The 13987-nt window shown below is 51.3% G+C and carries 15 protein-coding genes; 8 read left to right on the top strand and 7 right to left on the bottom strand.

The features are described 5' to 3' along the window. Nucleotides 1-4 precede the first annotated feature (4 nt). The 7 genes from EL309_RS05050 (at nt 5) to cysS (ending at nt 6716) form a co-directional block, all read left to right on the top strand. Nucleotides 5-670 (top strand): histidine phosphatase family protein, encoded by a 666-nt coding sequence (locus tag EL309_RS05050; RefSeq protein WP_004283257.1) that lies wholly within the window; start codon nt 5-7, stop codon nt 668-670. A gap of 407 nt (nt 671-1077) precedes the next feature. Beyond that, nucleotides 1078-2340 (top strand): YadA family autotransporter adhesin, encoded by a 1263-nt coding sequence (locus tag EL309_RS05045; protein WP_004283256.1) that lies wholly within the window; start codon nt 1078-1080, stop codon nt 2338-2340. Nucleotides 2341-2426: 86 nt separating this feature from the next. After that, nucleotides 2427-2897 (top strand): outer membrane protein assembly factor BamE, encoded by a 471-nt coding sequence (locus EL309_RS05040; protein ID WP_036494724.1) that lies wholly within the window; start codon nt 2427-2429, stop codon nt 2895-2897. A 3-nt stretch (nt 2898-2900) separates the two neighbouring features. After that, nucleotides 2901-3314 carry a L,D-transpeptidase gene (locus EL309_RS05035; RefSeq protein WP_004283254.1) on the top strand — a complete coding sequence of 138 codons (414 nt, stop codon included), beginning with the start codon at nt 2901-2903 and terminating at the stop codon, nt 3312-3314. Nucleotides 3315-3517: 203 nt separating this feature from the next. Further along, a complete protein-coding gene (obgE, locus tag EL309_RS05030) occupies nt 3518-4672 on the top strand; it encodes a GTPase ObgE (RefSeq protein ID WP_004283253.1) in 1155 nt (384 codons plus the stop codon). 224 nt (nt 4673-4896) lie between these two features. Continuing rightward, entirely contained in the window at nt 4897-5088 is a 192-nt protein-coding gene (locus tag EL309_RS05025; protein ID WP_004283252.1) for a DpnD/PcfM family protein, read from the top strand. Nucleotides 5089-5303: 215 nt separating this feature from the next. Continuing rightward, nucleotides 5304-6716: a cysteine--tRNA ligase gene (cysS, locus tag EL309_RS05020; protein ID WP_004283250.1), complete on the top strand. Its 1413-nt coding sequence runs from the start codon at nt 5304-5306 to the stop codon at nt 6714-6716. 151 nt (nt 6717-6867) lie between these two features. On the opposite strand, the gene EL309_RS05015 is transcribed toward cysS, so the two are convergent. Next, a complete protein-coding gene (locus EL309_RS05015) occupies nt 6868-7416 on the bottom strand; it encodes an acyltransferase (protein ID WP_050793670.1) in 549 nt (182 codons plus the stop codon). Between the two features lie 168 nt (nt 7417-7584). Between EL309_RS05015 and EL309_RS05010 the strand changes: the two genes are divergently transcribed. Further along, nucleotides 7585-8211: a lipase/acyltransferase domain-containing protein gene (locus EL309_RS05010; RefSeq protein WP_004283247.1), complete on the top strand. Its 627-nt coding sequence runs from the start codon at nt 7585-7587 to the stop codon at nt 8209-8211. A 42-nt stretch (nt 8212-8253) separates the two neighbouring features. Here EL309_RS05010 and EL309_RS05005 read toward each other — a convergent pair whose 3' ends face one another. From EL309_RS05005 to EL309_RS04980, 6 genes are all read right to left on the bottom strand, one after another. Beyond that, on the bottom strand, nt 8254-8679 hold the full coding sequence (locus EL309_RS05005; protein WP_004283246.1) for a hypothetical protein: 426 nt from the start codon (nt 8677-8679) through the stop codon (nt 8254-8256). Nucleotides 8680-8714: 35 nt separating this feature from the next. Next, nucleotides 8715-9356 (bottom strand): hypothetical protein, encoded by a 642-nt coding sequence (locus EL309_RS05000; protein ID WP_107726603.1) that lies wholly within the window; start codon nt 9354-9356, stop codon nt 8715-8717. Nucleotides 9357-9584: 228 nt separating this feature from the next. After that, nucleotides 9585-10046, bottom strand: coding sequence for an aspartate carbamoyltransferase regulatory subunit (gene pyrI / locus EL309_RS04995; RefSeq protein WP_004283244.1), 462 nt, complete (start codon nt 10044-10046; stop codon nt 9585-9587). A gap of 9 nt (nt 10047-10055) precedes the next feature. After that, nucleotides 10056-10976, bottom strand: a complete 921-nt coding sequence (gene pyrB / locus EL309_RS04990; RefSeq protein WP_004283243.1) for an aspartate carbamoyltransferase — start codon at nt 10974-10976, stop codon at nt 10056-10058. Nucleotides 10977-11240: 264 nt separating this feature from the next. Next, complete coding sequence (gene dnaJ, locus EL309_RS04985; RefSeq protein ID WP_004283242.1) at nt 11241-12374, bottom strand: molecular chaperone DnaJ; 1134 nt, start codon at nt 12372-12374, stop codon at nt 11241-11243. A gap of 159 nt (nt 12375-12533) precedes the next feature. Next, complete coding sequence (locus EL309_RS04980) at nt 12534-13940, bottom strand: SEL1-like repeat protein (protein WP_004285957.1); 1407 nt, start codon at nt 13938-13940, stop codon at nt 12534-12536. Nucleotides 13941-13987: the final 47 nt, after the last annotated feature.

Raw genomic sequence — 13987 nt, 5'->3', positions numbered from 1 at the left:
CAGGATGTCGTTGGAAGTGTATCTTGTCCGTCACGGAAAAACCGTTTTCAATACCGTCGGCCGTTTGCAGGGATGGAGCGATTCTCCGCTGACGCAAGAGGGCAGGGCTGTTGCGGAAAATCTCGGCTTGGCTTTGGCCGAACGCAATATTACTTTTGATGCGGCGTTTAGCAGTATCAGCCCGCGCGCCGTCGATACGGCACACCTGATTCTCCATGCGGCCGGTATGCGCGGTTTGGAAGTCGGCACGATTGCCGATTTGCGCGAATACTGTTTTGGAGGTTTCGAGGGCGAATATGTGCAGACGGTGCATCAGGCGGTCGCACGGCACAGGGGCTTGTCGGATGCAGATACTTGGTTGCAGGTTTTCCGCAGTGCAGAGACGCATTTGTTGGCGGAAAGCGTCAGCGAACTGGATTTTTTGGATTTGGCGGAAACGGAAGCGCAGTTTGTCGGCCGTTTACGCAGGGGAATGCGGGAATTGGTTTGCCGCGCACCCGGACAAGGCCGTATTTTGATGGTGTCGCACGGTATGGCGATTACGTCGATTTTGAAAAGTATTGATAAAGACAGTATCCCTTATCAAAGCGTTCCTAATGCTTCTGTCAGCAGATTGGTGTTTGAAGGGGAAGTTTGGCGGATAGAAAGTGTGGGTGAAATGCTTTCTTGAGGTGGAATCTTTTACAAATTTGTGCGTATTTACCACACTTGTTAAGAAATGACAATGTATTTAAAAGGAATGGTCGTTAAATAAAATTAACGGCCATTTTTGTTTTCAGTATAAATAAACCGTTTGTTATTTATTGAAATATAAGGAAAAAATTAAATGCGTTAAGGAATGTAATCTGTTGTTTTTAAAAGACTAGATTATTTTAATGACTATAACTATTAATAATATTTATAAAAGTTATTTCATTTGCGTGTCATTTTATTGAACAAGCATACTTAAGCTAATATCATAAATATACAAATTAAATAAAAACATCATCCTACTTGTCTGGAAGTTCCATAAGGATAATTGGGAAACATTACTTGGATTCGGCTTGCTTCTTTAAAATTAATAATAAGGAGTTTGTTATGAATCAAATTGATACGGTTTTACCACTCACTAAACCGGCGACAAGCCGTAAAGTATTGGCAGCAGTAGTGGCGGGGGCTTTGCTGGCTTCCGGATCAGCTTTTGCGGCTGAGCCTTATTTTAGTGTGAATGATAAAGGCATCACTCGAGATAACCAAGCAGGTGATGGAGCGAAAGCGGTATTCGGTATTGCCATTGGTACGGTAGCATCAAGTCAAGATGTAGGCGGTATCTCTGTGGGCAGGCTTTCTTCGAATAAAGGCAATGGCTCTATTTCCATCGGTGTGGAGACTGTTGCCGAAGGCTCGACTGCAACTGCGGTTGGCTCACATGTTAAAGCAATAGGAAAACAAACGACTGCAGTAGGTCAAGGTGCGTCCGTAGAGTCGGATCGTGGTACTGCAGTAGGTCGCTTGTCTCAAGTGACAAAAGGTGCGGATAGCGGTGTGGCTTTGGGTGCTGCCGCATCTGCAGAAAAACGTAGTGCAACGGCTTTGGGTTCGGGTTCTACAGCCGGTGGCGTTATGAGCATTGCGGTGGGGCCGCAATCCCGTGCGCAAGACACCCAAACGATTGCAATCGGCCGTGCTGCTAAAGCTGAAAAAGTACACGCGGTTGCAATGGGTTCCTCTGCATTGGCGGCAGGAAACAACAGTATTGCATTCGGTACCCAATCTGAAGCTAACAAATACCAATCGGTTGCGGTTGGCCGTGGTGCAAAAGCCAATCATGTGAGCGGCGTAGCATTGGGCAGTTTCTCTGAAACAGATGAAGCGGTTGGCACCAATGAGGCAACTGTAGGCGGCGTTACCTATGGCGGATTTGCCGGTAATGCACCTTCTGGCAATGTCAGCATCGGTAGTGCGGCTTCCGGTTTGACGCGCACATTAACCAATGTGGCAGCAGGCCGTATTAATGCGACCAGCACCGATGCAATCAACGGCAGTCAGCTGCACGCTGTTGCCGAAAAAGTAGGCGGTAATGCCGTTAATATCCAAAACTTGGGTAATCGTGTTGCAGAAATGGATGAAGATCTGCGTGCCGGTATCGCCGGTGCGACTGCGATTGCTTTCCTGCAACGTCCTAATGAACCGGGTAAGAGCATGGTGTCTATGGCTGTCGGCGGTTACCGCGGCGAACAGTCTTTGGCAGTAGGTTATGCGCGTAATGCAGATAACAACAAATGGTCAACCAAATTCGGTGTGGGCATCAACAGCCAAAAACACGTGAACTGGGGTGGCAGCGTTGGTTATCAATGGTAATCCGATAGCTGTTTATGACACACAGGCCGCCTGAAATTTCAGACGGCCTCATGAAAACACCTGTTTTATAAGGAATAATGATTATGATGAAATCTGCAAAAGTGTTGTTGCCGTTGGTTGCTGCGTTGGCTTTGGCTGCATGCGGCAATTTGAGCAAAGTAACAAAAGAAGGCACGACCGACAATCCTGTATGGCCGAATCCTGAAAAAACCACCCTGCGCCACAGCGGTACCCAACACGGCTCTTGGCCGAACTGGGACAATGTACGCATGATTGAAGCGGGCATGAACAAGGACGAAATCTACAACTTGATCGGCCGCCCGCATTTCAACGAAGGTCTGTACGGCGTACGCGAATGGGATTACTTGTTCAACTACCGTGAAAACGGCCAGCACAAAACCTGTCAATACAAAATCCTGTTCGACAAAAACATGGATGCGCAAAGTTTCCACTGGCTGCCTGCAGGCTGCGGTCCTAAAGCCAAAGCTCCTGTGGTACGCGAAGTGATTATCCGCGAAGTTGCCGCTCCGGTTTCCGTAAAACGTATCCGCGAGTAAGTAATGAAGAAAACGGCATATTTTATGCTGCTGAGCCTGAGCTTCCAAGCTCAGGCTTTTGACCTTGTAGAACGCCCGGCGGTGATTGTGGATACACAAAAAGCGGAATTGTGTTTTCCCGATATCCAAACCTGCCATCCGGCCCTGGTCGGCCCTACTACGCCGAAAGGCCGTTATAATTTGGAATTGGTACGCACGCCCCATCGCGGCTACGGCGGAGACGTTATCAAATTCAAAGAAGAACCCCAATTCATTTTTGCCATTCACCGCGTATGGACGCTCAAACCGTCAGAAAAACGCATGGAGCGTATCGCTTCCGGCAATCCGTCAGACCGCAATATGACCAACGGCTGCATCAACGTTACCGACGAAGTTTACGAACAAGTCAAACTCTATTCAACGGTCGAAATACGCTGAATCGGCTTTCCCTAAACCCTCCGCAGCAAGACGGCGCATACGGCGAAAATCCTGTTGCAGCCCTTTTCATCGCGCCCCGACAGCACAGGCCGAAAACTTTTCAGACGGCCTATTGACATATCCTTTATAATATCAATCCATTGAATATTTAAAATTCAGACGGCCTTTCTCAACAGGCCGTCTGAAAAATTATCGGAAACACCATGAAATTTATTGATGAAGCAAAAATCGAAGTAGTTGCCGGCAAAGGCGGTAACGGAGCCGTCAGCTTCCGCCGCGAAAAATTCGTACCGCGCGGCGGGCCTGACGGCGGCGACGGCGGCAAAGGCGGCAGCGTGTTCGCCGTGGCCGACGAAAACATCAACACCCTTGTCGAATACCGTTTCGTCAAACGCTACCAAGCCAAAAACGGCGAAAAAGGCCACGGTTCCGACCGCTACGGCAAAGGCGCGGACGACATCGAACTGCACATGCCCGTCGGCACCCTGATCCGCGACATCGACACCGACGAAATCATCGCCGACCTTACCCACCACGGCCAAAAAGTATGCCTCGCCCGCGGCGGCAAAGGCGGTTTGGGCAACATCCACTTCAAATCATCGGTCAACCGCGCCCCCAAACAAGCCACCCCCGGCGAAGAAGGTGAAGCCCGCAGCTTGCAGCTTGAGCTGAAAGTATTGGCCGACGTGGGTCTGCTCGGTATGCCGAACGCCGGCAAATCCACCCTGATTTCCGCCGTTTCCGCCGCCCGCCCCAAAATCGCCAACTACCCGTTTACCACCCTGCACCCCAATCTGGGCGTGGTGCGTATGGACGAAAACAACAGCTTCGTGATGGCCGACATCCCCGGCCTCATCGAAGGTGCTGCCGAAGGCGCGGGCTTGGGACACCGCTTCCTGAAACACCTCTCCCGCACCGGCCTGCTGCTGCATGTGGTGGACTTGGCACCGTTCGACGAGAGCGTCAACCCCGCCGAAGAAGCCTTGGCGATTGTGGAAGAACTGCGCAAATACGACGAAGAACTCTACGACAAACCGCGCTGGCTGGTGCTGAACAAGCTCGACATGTTGAGCGAAGAAGAAGCCGAAGAGCGCGCCGCCGAATTTTTAAAACAAATCGGCTGGAACCACCCCGCCCCCGACGACCGCTTCGGCTTCGACATGAACACCCCGCGCCTGTTTAAAATCAGCGCATTATCCCGTCAAGGCACGCAGGATCTGGTGTATCAAATCAACACCTACCTCACCGAGAAAAAACGTTTGGCCGCCGAAGCCGAAGAAGCGGCCAAGCAAAGCCAAGCGGTTGAAATTGCTGAAAACCAACCGAAAACCGATACCTCGGTATTCCAAGCCGAGTAATGTTGTTGAGGCCGTCTGAAAAACAGTGCATCGGTTAAAATTTTCAGACGGCCTGTTATCGGGCAGATAAGCCGCTTAACGGGAGCAGGGTATATGTTCCAAGAGAGTTATGCTCAATCTGCGTATAAAATTTTGGATTTCGGGGATATTTCCGCCGGCCGATACGGTCGAATACCAACGGCCCAAAACGAACCGCTTGATAAACACAGTATCGGAGATGAAATATGCAACGGTTTAAAATCGAAATCCAGGAAGTGTTGAACAGAATCGTCTATATCAACGCGGAAAGCAAAGAAGAAGCTTTGGAAAAAGTACGCAAACTCTGCTTCGATCAGGAAATTACCTTAGATGCCCAAGATTTCGCAGAGCTGAAAATCTCCATTTTCCCCAATCACGATAACCGGTCCGGGCATTGATGCAAGGCGGTAGGGGGTGGTGGAAATGCCCTGGCAGAAATCGGGCAGATTTGCTATAAAACGCTTGTTTTTTCAGACGGTCTCACGGCGTTTTGCATTAAGCAAATCGGGCAGGCTGTTTGAAACATGACAACCATGCTGCCGGTCAAGGCAGGATGGCTTGGTTTAATCCTACTGAACATTAAACTGCAAAAATCATTGAGAGCCACATTCACATGTTGAACATTTATAACACCCTCACCCGCCAAAAAGAAGAATTCATTCCCATCGACTCGAAAAACGTGCGCATGTACGTTTGCGGCATGACCGTTTACGACTACTGCCACTTGGGGCACGCACGCGTGATGGTAGTGTTCGACATGATTGCCCGTTGGTTGCGTGCGCAGGGCTATCCGTTGACTTATGTGCGTAATATCACCGACATCGACGACAAAATCATTGCCCGCGCCGCGGAAAACGGCGAAACCATCGGCGAGCTGACCGAACGTTTTATCCGAGCCATGAATGAAGATGCGGCGGCTTTAGGCGTGATCCGCCCCGATGTGGAGCCGAAAGCCACCGAGCATGTGCAACAGATGTTGGGCATGATCCAACGCCTGATCGACAACGGCAAGGCTTATGCCGCCGATAACGGCGATGTTTACTACGCCGTGCGCGAATTTGCCACATACGGCCAGCTTTCCGGCAAATCTTTGGACGATTTGCGCGCGGGCGAGCGCGTGGAAGTGGACGGTTTCAAACGCGACCCGTTGGACTTCGTTTTGTGGAAAGCCGCCAAGCCCGGCGAACCGGCGTGGGAAAGCCCGTGGGGGCAGGGCCGCCCGGGTTGGCATATCGAATGCTCGGCCATGAGCGAAGAGTTGTTCGGCGACACTTTCGATATTCACGGCGGCGGTGCAGACTTGCAATTCCCGCATCATGAAAACGAAATCGCCCAAAGCTGCGGCGCGCACGGCGGCAGTTGCGGCCACAACCGTTCGGGCGGCAAAGCGATTGAAAGCCATGTGAAATATTGGCTGCACAACGGCTTTATCCGCGTGGATAACGAGAAAATGTCCAAATCGCTGGGTAACTTCTTTACCATCCGTGAAGTGTTGGAAAAATACGATGCCGAAGTGGTGCGTTTCTTTATTTTACGCGCCCACTACCGCAGCCCCTTGAACTATTCCGATGCCCATTTGAACGATGCCAAAGGCGCGTTAACCCGCCTGTACACCGCCCTGAAAAACACGCCGCCTGCCGAGTTTGCCGTAAACGAAAACGCCAACGACTACACCCGCCGTTTCTTCGCCGCCATGAACGACGACTTCGGCACCGTAGAAGCGATAGCCGTGTTGTTTGAATTGGCCAACGAAGTCAACAAAACCAACAGCAACGAACTGGCGGGCTGCCTGAAAGCACTCGGCAGCATTATCGGTTTGCTGCAACGCGATCCGCAGGAATTTTTGCAGGGCGGCAGCGTTTCAGACGGCCTCTCCAACGAAGAAATCGAAAGCCTGATTGAACAGCGCAAACAAGCGCGTGCGGAGAAAAACTGGGCGGAATCCGACCGCATCCGCGATTTGCTCAATGCCGAAAACATCATTCTCGAAGACGGCGCGGGCGGCACGACTTGGCGGCGCGGTTGATTGAAACACAGAGTTTGCTGAATCATTAACTGATTGAAGCTGAAAGGCCGTCTGAAATTTTCAGACGGCCTTTTTAATGTTCATTTTGAATGTGTTTTGTATTTATGGTTTTCAACGTTCAAGCATATAAACGGTAAATCTATTTTGAATATCAGTCCGGTTGGTGCTCGGTTTGGTTGTCCAGCAGATGTTTTTTGACTACGGCAGGATTACCGGCGGCCATGCAATAAGGCGGAATGTCTTTGGTAACGACCGAGCCTGCTCCGATAATTGCGCCTTCGCCGATGGTTACGCCGCCCATAATGATGCAGCGACGCCCGAGCCAGACTCTGTCGCCGATGGTAATCGGCTTGATGTCGGTATAGCCTTCCAGTCTTTGGGTTTGCGGGTTGAATTTATGTTGTTTGGTGTAAAACAGGCATTCCGGCCCCATCAGGACATCTTTGCCGATGATCAGGCTTTGGGTGACTTCGCAATAAGTGCCGATGCCGGAATTGTCGCCTACGACGGTGTCGGGCAAAACGAATCCTCCCCGTTCTATATTGACGTTTCTGCCCAAATGCGGAGAAATCTGTTTGGCTATGCGGTAGCGGATGGCTTTGGCAATCGGGCCGACTATTTTCGAATATGAGGGAGGGAGAATAACGCCTATACTGCGTAACAGGTATAAGAAAAATTTTTGTTTTATGCTTATTTTCATTTTTAGTAACCGTGTTTGATTTAATTTAAATATATTGAATTATTATTTTTTTAATTAAAATTTCTTCTTGAAAGAATAACATTATTTCTTTGTTTTATATAAAAAAATAAATACGGTTTATTATATGCAATATGATTGATTAGTCTGTTTTTATGCGGAAAAGTTTATATGCGGCATAAAGTTGTATTGTTGCACGGCATCCATATGCACGCTTGGTCGCTGCTGCCGTTTGCGCACTTGCTAAAATCTTGTGATGTTGAAGCGCGGACGTTTGGGTATTACAGCGTTATGGGTTGTTTTGACGATCATGTCTGTGCGTTGGCGGAGTGGGTGCAACGGTTTTATGCGGAAGACGAGGGGCCGTTGCATTTTGTCGGGCACAGCTTGGGCGGTTTGGTCTTGAGATATTTTGCCGCGGCATATCCGCAATGGGTAACCGGGAAGATTGTTACTTTGGGTACGCCGCATCAGGGCAGCATGGCTGCGGAAAAGCTAAATAATTTGATGCCTTTTGTTTTAGGCAAGGCTTATGACCATGCGCTTGACGGTTGCCTGCCGCCGTTGCCGGAGACAGTATGTTTGGGCAGTATTGCCGGGTGCAAACCTTTGGGTTTGGGTCGGGTGCTCGGTTTGCCGGGCGATAATGACGGTACGGTTACGGTGGCGGAAACGTGCGTGGAGGGTATGCGTGACCATATTGTGCTGCCGGTAACGCATACCGGTATGTTGGTGGATCAGGCCGTTGCCCGGCAGACGGCTTATTTTCTACAGCACGGCCGTTTTAACCATGCGTGAAAGTAGGGTAAAAATATCGTCTGAATGCATTGGTCGGTTGAGTTAATGGACGGGAAAAGGCAGGAAGGATAAGTCCATAATATAGGCTTTGGGATTTTGCCAATCTACCGTAACTTTGACGGTGCTGCCTAAATAAGGGGAGGGATCGGTGGTCATGGGCGGGCTGACGAAAGTCTGCATTTGGCTGGTGTTCGGGTTGGGCGCGACGGCAAGAATTTCGTATTTGTCGATGTAGTGCTCACCCGATTTTTGCGTCCATTGCCGTACTTCTTGAACGGCGGCGGTAATTTCCGTGCCGCTTTGTTTGGCCTGTTGCTGGCCTTGATATTGCGGCCAAAGAATCAGTGCGGTTACGGCACCGAGAATCAGGGTCATCAGCCAAGTGATGGGGTTGGGCATAAAAATGCTGATCAGCAATAGGAGAACGGTAAACGTAGCGGCGATAACCAGTGTTGTGAGCGAAATCATGATGTTGTCCGTTTGAGATGAATCTGAATCTTATTTTAGTACAAGAGTTTGGGTTTTGCTTTTGCCTTCGGCGTATGCGGCCGTACCAGTCCGGATAGGTCGAGCGTGGTTTCGTTGCTGTGCAGCGAGCCGAAAATATCGTTGCAGACGGTATGGATTTTGATGAGGCCGTCTGAATCGGGAGCGGCCGGATCCGGCATATCATCTAGGTCGAATAAGATGAAAGAGCGGGGTTCGTTTGCCGCCATCATATCGAGGCCGTCTGAAAAAACGGGCAGGCTGTTCAGTTTTTCTGTTATCAAATCGGCTGCGGGCGTGGAAGTAAGGGCTTCGGCCCGAATGCGGATATGTTTGGCAAAACCTTTACCGTAGTTATGCAGATGGCAGACCAGCAGATTCGGATGTTCGGGAGAAAGCTGCAAAGCGGCGCGCAGAATGGGGCGCATATGCTCTCGTTGTAGGATTTCCAGTTGTTTTAATGTGTTGCGCTTTAAAGAAAACAGGCAGAACAAAAATGCCAAAGTGACGAAGGCGGCCAGAGAAAAAGCGGTAAGCACATCGGTTAAATGTTCCAGATATGCATCGGGTGAGAGCCAGATTGCCGCCGTTAGAAAACCGGTGAGGAAAATGATGACGTAAAGTATCGGGGCAAAGAGTTTGTGAAAATTTTGAGCCATACTGGTAAACCGATTCTCCGGAGAGGCGATACGGCGGTATCGGGGTTGCTGGAAATATTATGGCGGTTGGGTTTCTTCTGTTCGCAATAACGGCCTGTCTGAAAGGATAACATATTTCAGGCAGGCCGTATCGGATTGGCGGTTTACCAGCCGGTAAGGACTGGGTTGCCTCCGCCGTATTATTTTGCCGTTCAGCTGCAAGGATAAATCCGTTTGCACGGTGTGCGTTTAAGATTCGGTTACCGATTCGCGCGAGTAGGTTTTCTCGCAGTAGTGGCATTTCAATTTGGTTTGGCCGTTGTGGCGGCGTACGTAAAAACGGCTTTTAACCGGTTCGCCGTGGCTGGCGCAGTTCGGGTTCGGGCAGCGGAAGACTTCGGAAATCGTATCGGGCAGTTCCAACAACATTTTTTGCACGACTTTGAAGTCTTCAATCACGTTGACGGTGGCTTCCGGAGCAAACAGTGCCAGGCGGTTGGCGGCTTGTTCGTCGAAGCGTACGCCGGAGATTTTGATAATGTCTTTGCTGCCGTGGTTTTTGCTGGGCAGATTGAAGCCTACGGTTACGGCGCTGCCGTAATGCAGCAGTTTGAATTGACGCAGAATGGTCAGGCCTTTACCTGCCGGGATATGGTCGATGACCGTGCCGTTTTCAATGGCTTCGACGCTGTATTGTTTTTTGTCCGTCATGATATTCTTTTAAACCTCTTCATTCAAAATCAAAGACAAAATGGCCATGCGCGCATAAACGCCGTTGGTGGCCTGCTCGAAGTAGTAGGCGTAGGGCGTGCCGTCGACATTGGGATGGATTTCGTCGACGCGCGGCAGTGGATGCAGAATGCGCAGGTTGTTTTTGGCGTTGGTAAGCATGGCAGCTTCAAGATTGAATTTGCCTTGGATTTTGGCAAACTCCTGTTCGTCGAAGCGTTCGCGCTGTACGCGGGTCATGTAGAGAATGTCGGCCCATTCTACCGCTGCTTCCAATGTCGGCAGGACTTGGTAGGCGCAGCCTGCTTCGTCCAGCTCTTCGGTAATGTATTCGGGCATGGACAGGCTGGGCGGTGAAACGAAGGCAAATTCGCAGCCCCAGCGTTTGAGTGCTTGGGCGAGAGAGTGGACGGTGCGTCCGTATTTCAAGTCGCCGCACATGGCGATTTTCAAATTATTCAGACGGCCTTGTGTTTCGTAAATGGTTACCAGATCGAGTAGGGTTTGGCTGGGGTGTTGGTTGGTGCCGTCACCGGCATTGATGACGGGTACGCTGCTGAATTCCGCTAAAACACGGGCTGCGCCGTCTTTGGGGTGCCGTTGGATAATGGCGTCGGTATAGCTGCTGATAATTCGGGCGGTATCGGCTAGGGTTTCGCCTTTTTTCGCGCTGGTGTTGGCGCCGTCGGCAAAGCCGATGACTTGGCCTCCCAAGCGTTGTACGGCGGTTTCGAATGACAAGCGGGTACGCGTGGACGGTTCGAAAAAGCACGACCCGATCAGTTTTCCTGCCAGCAGGTCGTCGCGCGGCTCTGCTTTTAATTTCAGGGCGGTATGCAGCAGCAGTTCGAGTTGTTCGTCGGTTAAATCGGAGATGGAAATGACGTTTTTACGGTATAGGGGATTAGGCATGGCTGTTTGTTGACTCCGTAAAAAAGCCCGTAGAAACGGGCTGGTTTTTTAGGAAAACGGCAAATCCGCTGCTTCCGGCAGCGTGGCTTGTGGTGGTGTTGATAACGCGGTTGGTTTTCACGGTTTTGCCAAGTATTGCGGTAAACGGATTATCGCATAAGCTGAGGCCGTCTGAAAATACAGCCGCTAAACTTTATTTGTTTGTGCATCGGCATGGCACTTGCGGCTTTTTTCAGACGGCCTTGGGTTGTGGGTTTAGCCACATTATTCAAAAATATCGCGCACTTTGTCGAAGAAGGATTTCTGGCGCGGTGTTTGCGCACGATCCATGCCTGTAGATATTTTCTCAAACTCTTCCAGCAATTCTTTTTGGCGTTCGGTCAGGTTAACCGGGGTTTCGACAACCACATGGCAATACAGATCGCCGACTGCGCTGGAACGCAGCGATTTGATGCCTTTGCCTTTGACGCGCATGCGGCGGCCGGTTTGGGTTTCTTTCGGAATGCTGAGTTTGACCTTGCCGTCCAGCGTCGGCACTTCGATTTCTCCGCCCAAGGCCGCGGTAGCAAAGCTGATGGGCATTTCGAAGTGCAAATCCAAGCCGTTGCGTTCGAAAGTTTTGTGTTCTTTCACATGAACGACAACGTATAAATCGCCGGCCGGTGCGCCGTTGGTGCCGGGTTCGCCCTCTCCGCTCAGACGGATGCGTTGGCCGTCGTCGATGCCGGCCGGAATGTTGACTTCAACGGTTTTGCTGGTTTTCACCAAGCCGACACCGCGACATTTGACGCAGGGGTCTTTGATTTGTTTGCCGGAACCGTGGCACGACGGACAAGTCTGCTGCATTTGGAAGATGGCTTGGCGGACGTGAATCGTGCCGGAGCCGTGACAGGTAGAACAGGTGGTCGGTGATGTGCCGGGTTTTGCACCGCTGCCGTGGCAGACGTCGCATTCTTCATGTGTCGGAATGGTGATGCGTTTTTTGATGCCTTTGGCGGCTTCTTCCAAGGTGATTTCCACGGCGTACTGCAGGTCTGCGCCTTGATAGTTTTGCTGGCGTCCTCCGCCTGCGGCACCGCCGAACATTTGGCTGAAGATGTCGCCGAAATCGAAACCTTGCGCGCCGCCGAAGCCGCCGAAGCCTCCGCCGAAGCCGCCTCCGCCCATATTGGGATCAACGCCGGCGTGGCCGTATTGGTCGTAGGCGGCGCGTTTCTCTTTGTCGGAAAGAATGTCGTAGGCTTTTTGGACTTCTTTGAATTTTTCTTCGGCTTCTTTGTTGTCGGGATTGCGGTCGGGATGATATTTCATCGCCAGTTTGCGGTAGGCTTTTTTGATGTCGTCGTCACTGGCGCTGCGTGCAATGCCGAGCGTTTCGTAAAAATCTCTGTTGCTCATAGTCGGTAGTTTGTCTGAATAGTGTTATAAGGATTGCGCTCAAGGTGTGGGCGGGGTGGGGAAAACTCAAGAGTGGATTTTGTATTGCTTATAAAATTTCAGACGGCCTCCGGGGTGGGGGAGGCCGTCTGAAATTTTAATGGGTATGGATTTGCGGGCTTATTCGGTTTGCCATGTGTGTAGCAGTTGTTGCAGTGCGTCGGGATGATCGTGGCCGCTGTTTATGGCGTTTTGCAGCCATTGGCAGGCGCGGAAGTTGTCTTGCTCTACACCGTGTCCGTGGCGGTAGAGGCAGGCAAGGTTGTATTGGGCTGTGGGGTCGCTTTGGTCGGCGGCGGCGTGAAACCATTTGGCTGCTTGTTGGGCGTCCTGTTTGGTGCCGTGCCCGTTGTAATACATCATGCCTAAATTGGTTTGGGCTTTTGCATGGCCGGCTTCGGCGGCTTCGGTGTAGAGTGCCAATGCTTGCTGGTGGTTTTGCGGGCGGCTGAGACCGTAGTGGTTGGCAAAGGCTTCTTGATAGGTTTTCTCTGTGTGTTGGCGTTGTAGTGCCTGCTGTTTGAGCGTCTCGTAGGCTTCGGGGGTTTGTAGTGCGGTTTCGGCCAAAAGTTTCTGCATGGCGGCGTTGCTGCCTAAGTCGGAGGCGCGGCGGTAGAGTTGTTGTGCTGTTTCGTGGTCGGCAGGTACGCCTAATCCGTAGCGGTAGATGTCGCCGAGTATGCGTGTGGCTTCGGGGTGGTTTTGCTGTGCGGCTGCCTCGGCGTGCTGTCGGGCTTTTTCGCTGTTGCGTTCGGTCAGTTGGCCGACCAGGTAAATGTGTGCTAAAGCGGCGTGGGCGTCGCTGTCGTTTTGTTCGGAGGCCGTCTGAAACCACTCGAAGGCTTCTTGGGGTTTGATGTTTGTCAGTAGCTCTGCCAAGGCGTTTTGTGCGGGTGCGATGCCTTGCTCGGCCGCTTGTCTTAAGTGGATAAGTGCGGTTTCGAGGTTTTTTTCCGTGCCTTGACCGAAACGGTATTGGTTGCCGAGCTGCCAGTGCGCGGCGGCCAGGCCTTGTTCGGCGGCGGCATGATACAGGCGGTGCGCTTGTGCTAAGTCGGGATGCTGGGCGTATTGATAGTGTTGTGCCAGGTAGTATTGGGCTTGGGGGTGGTTTTGCTCGGCTGCGGTTTTGGCCCAATGCAGGGCTTTTTCGGCTTGGTGTGTTGCCAGATAGTATTGGAGCATACGGACTTGTGCCGGGACGAAGCCTTCTTCGGCCAGTTTCAGATAGCCGCCGATTAGGTTTTCTATGGGATCTTTGTTGGCTTCGTGCATTTGCAGTAGATTGTATCGGGCGTAGGTGTGTCCGGTTTGTGCTGCTTTATCGAGCCAGTAAACGGCTTGGTTGAGGTCGGCTTGGGTCGGGGTGCTGCTGAGCAGGCAGCCGGCAAGCTGGAATGCGGCTTCGATGTGGCCGGCATAAGCGGCTTTTTGCAGGAGATAGGTGGCTTGGGTCAGGTCGGGATGCTCGGTGTTGAGCATGTCTAATGCTTGTTGGAACAGCTGGTCCATCGGTTGGGTATTCATTTTGTTTTCCGTGTAATGTGTTTTTATTGATATATTTTGATGAGCTT

Origin of the sequence: Neisseria weaveri (genome assembly GCF_900638685.1) — a bacterium.
GTDB classification, from domain to species: Bacteria; Pseudomonadota; Gammaproteobacteria; order Burkholderiales; family Neisseriaceae; genus Neisseria; species Neisseria weaveri.
The sequence above is the reverse complement of the archived record's forward strand: the minus strand, read 5'-3'. Positions and strand labels throughout refer to the sequence as shown.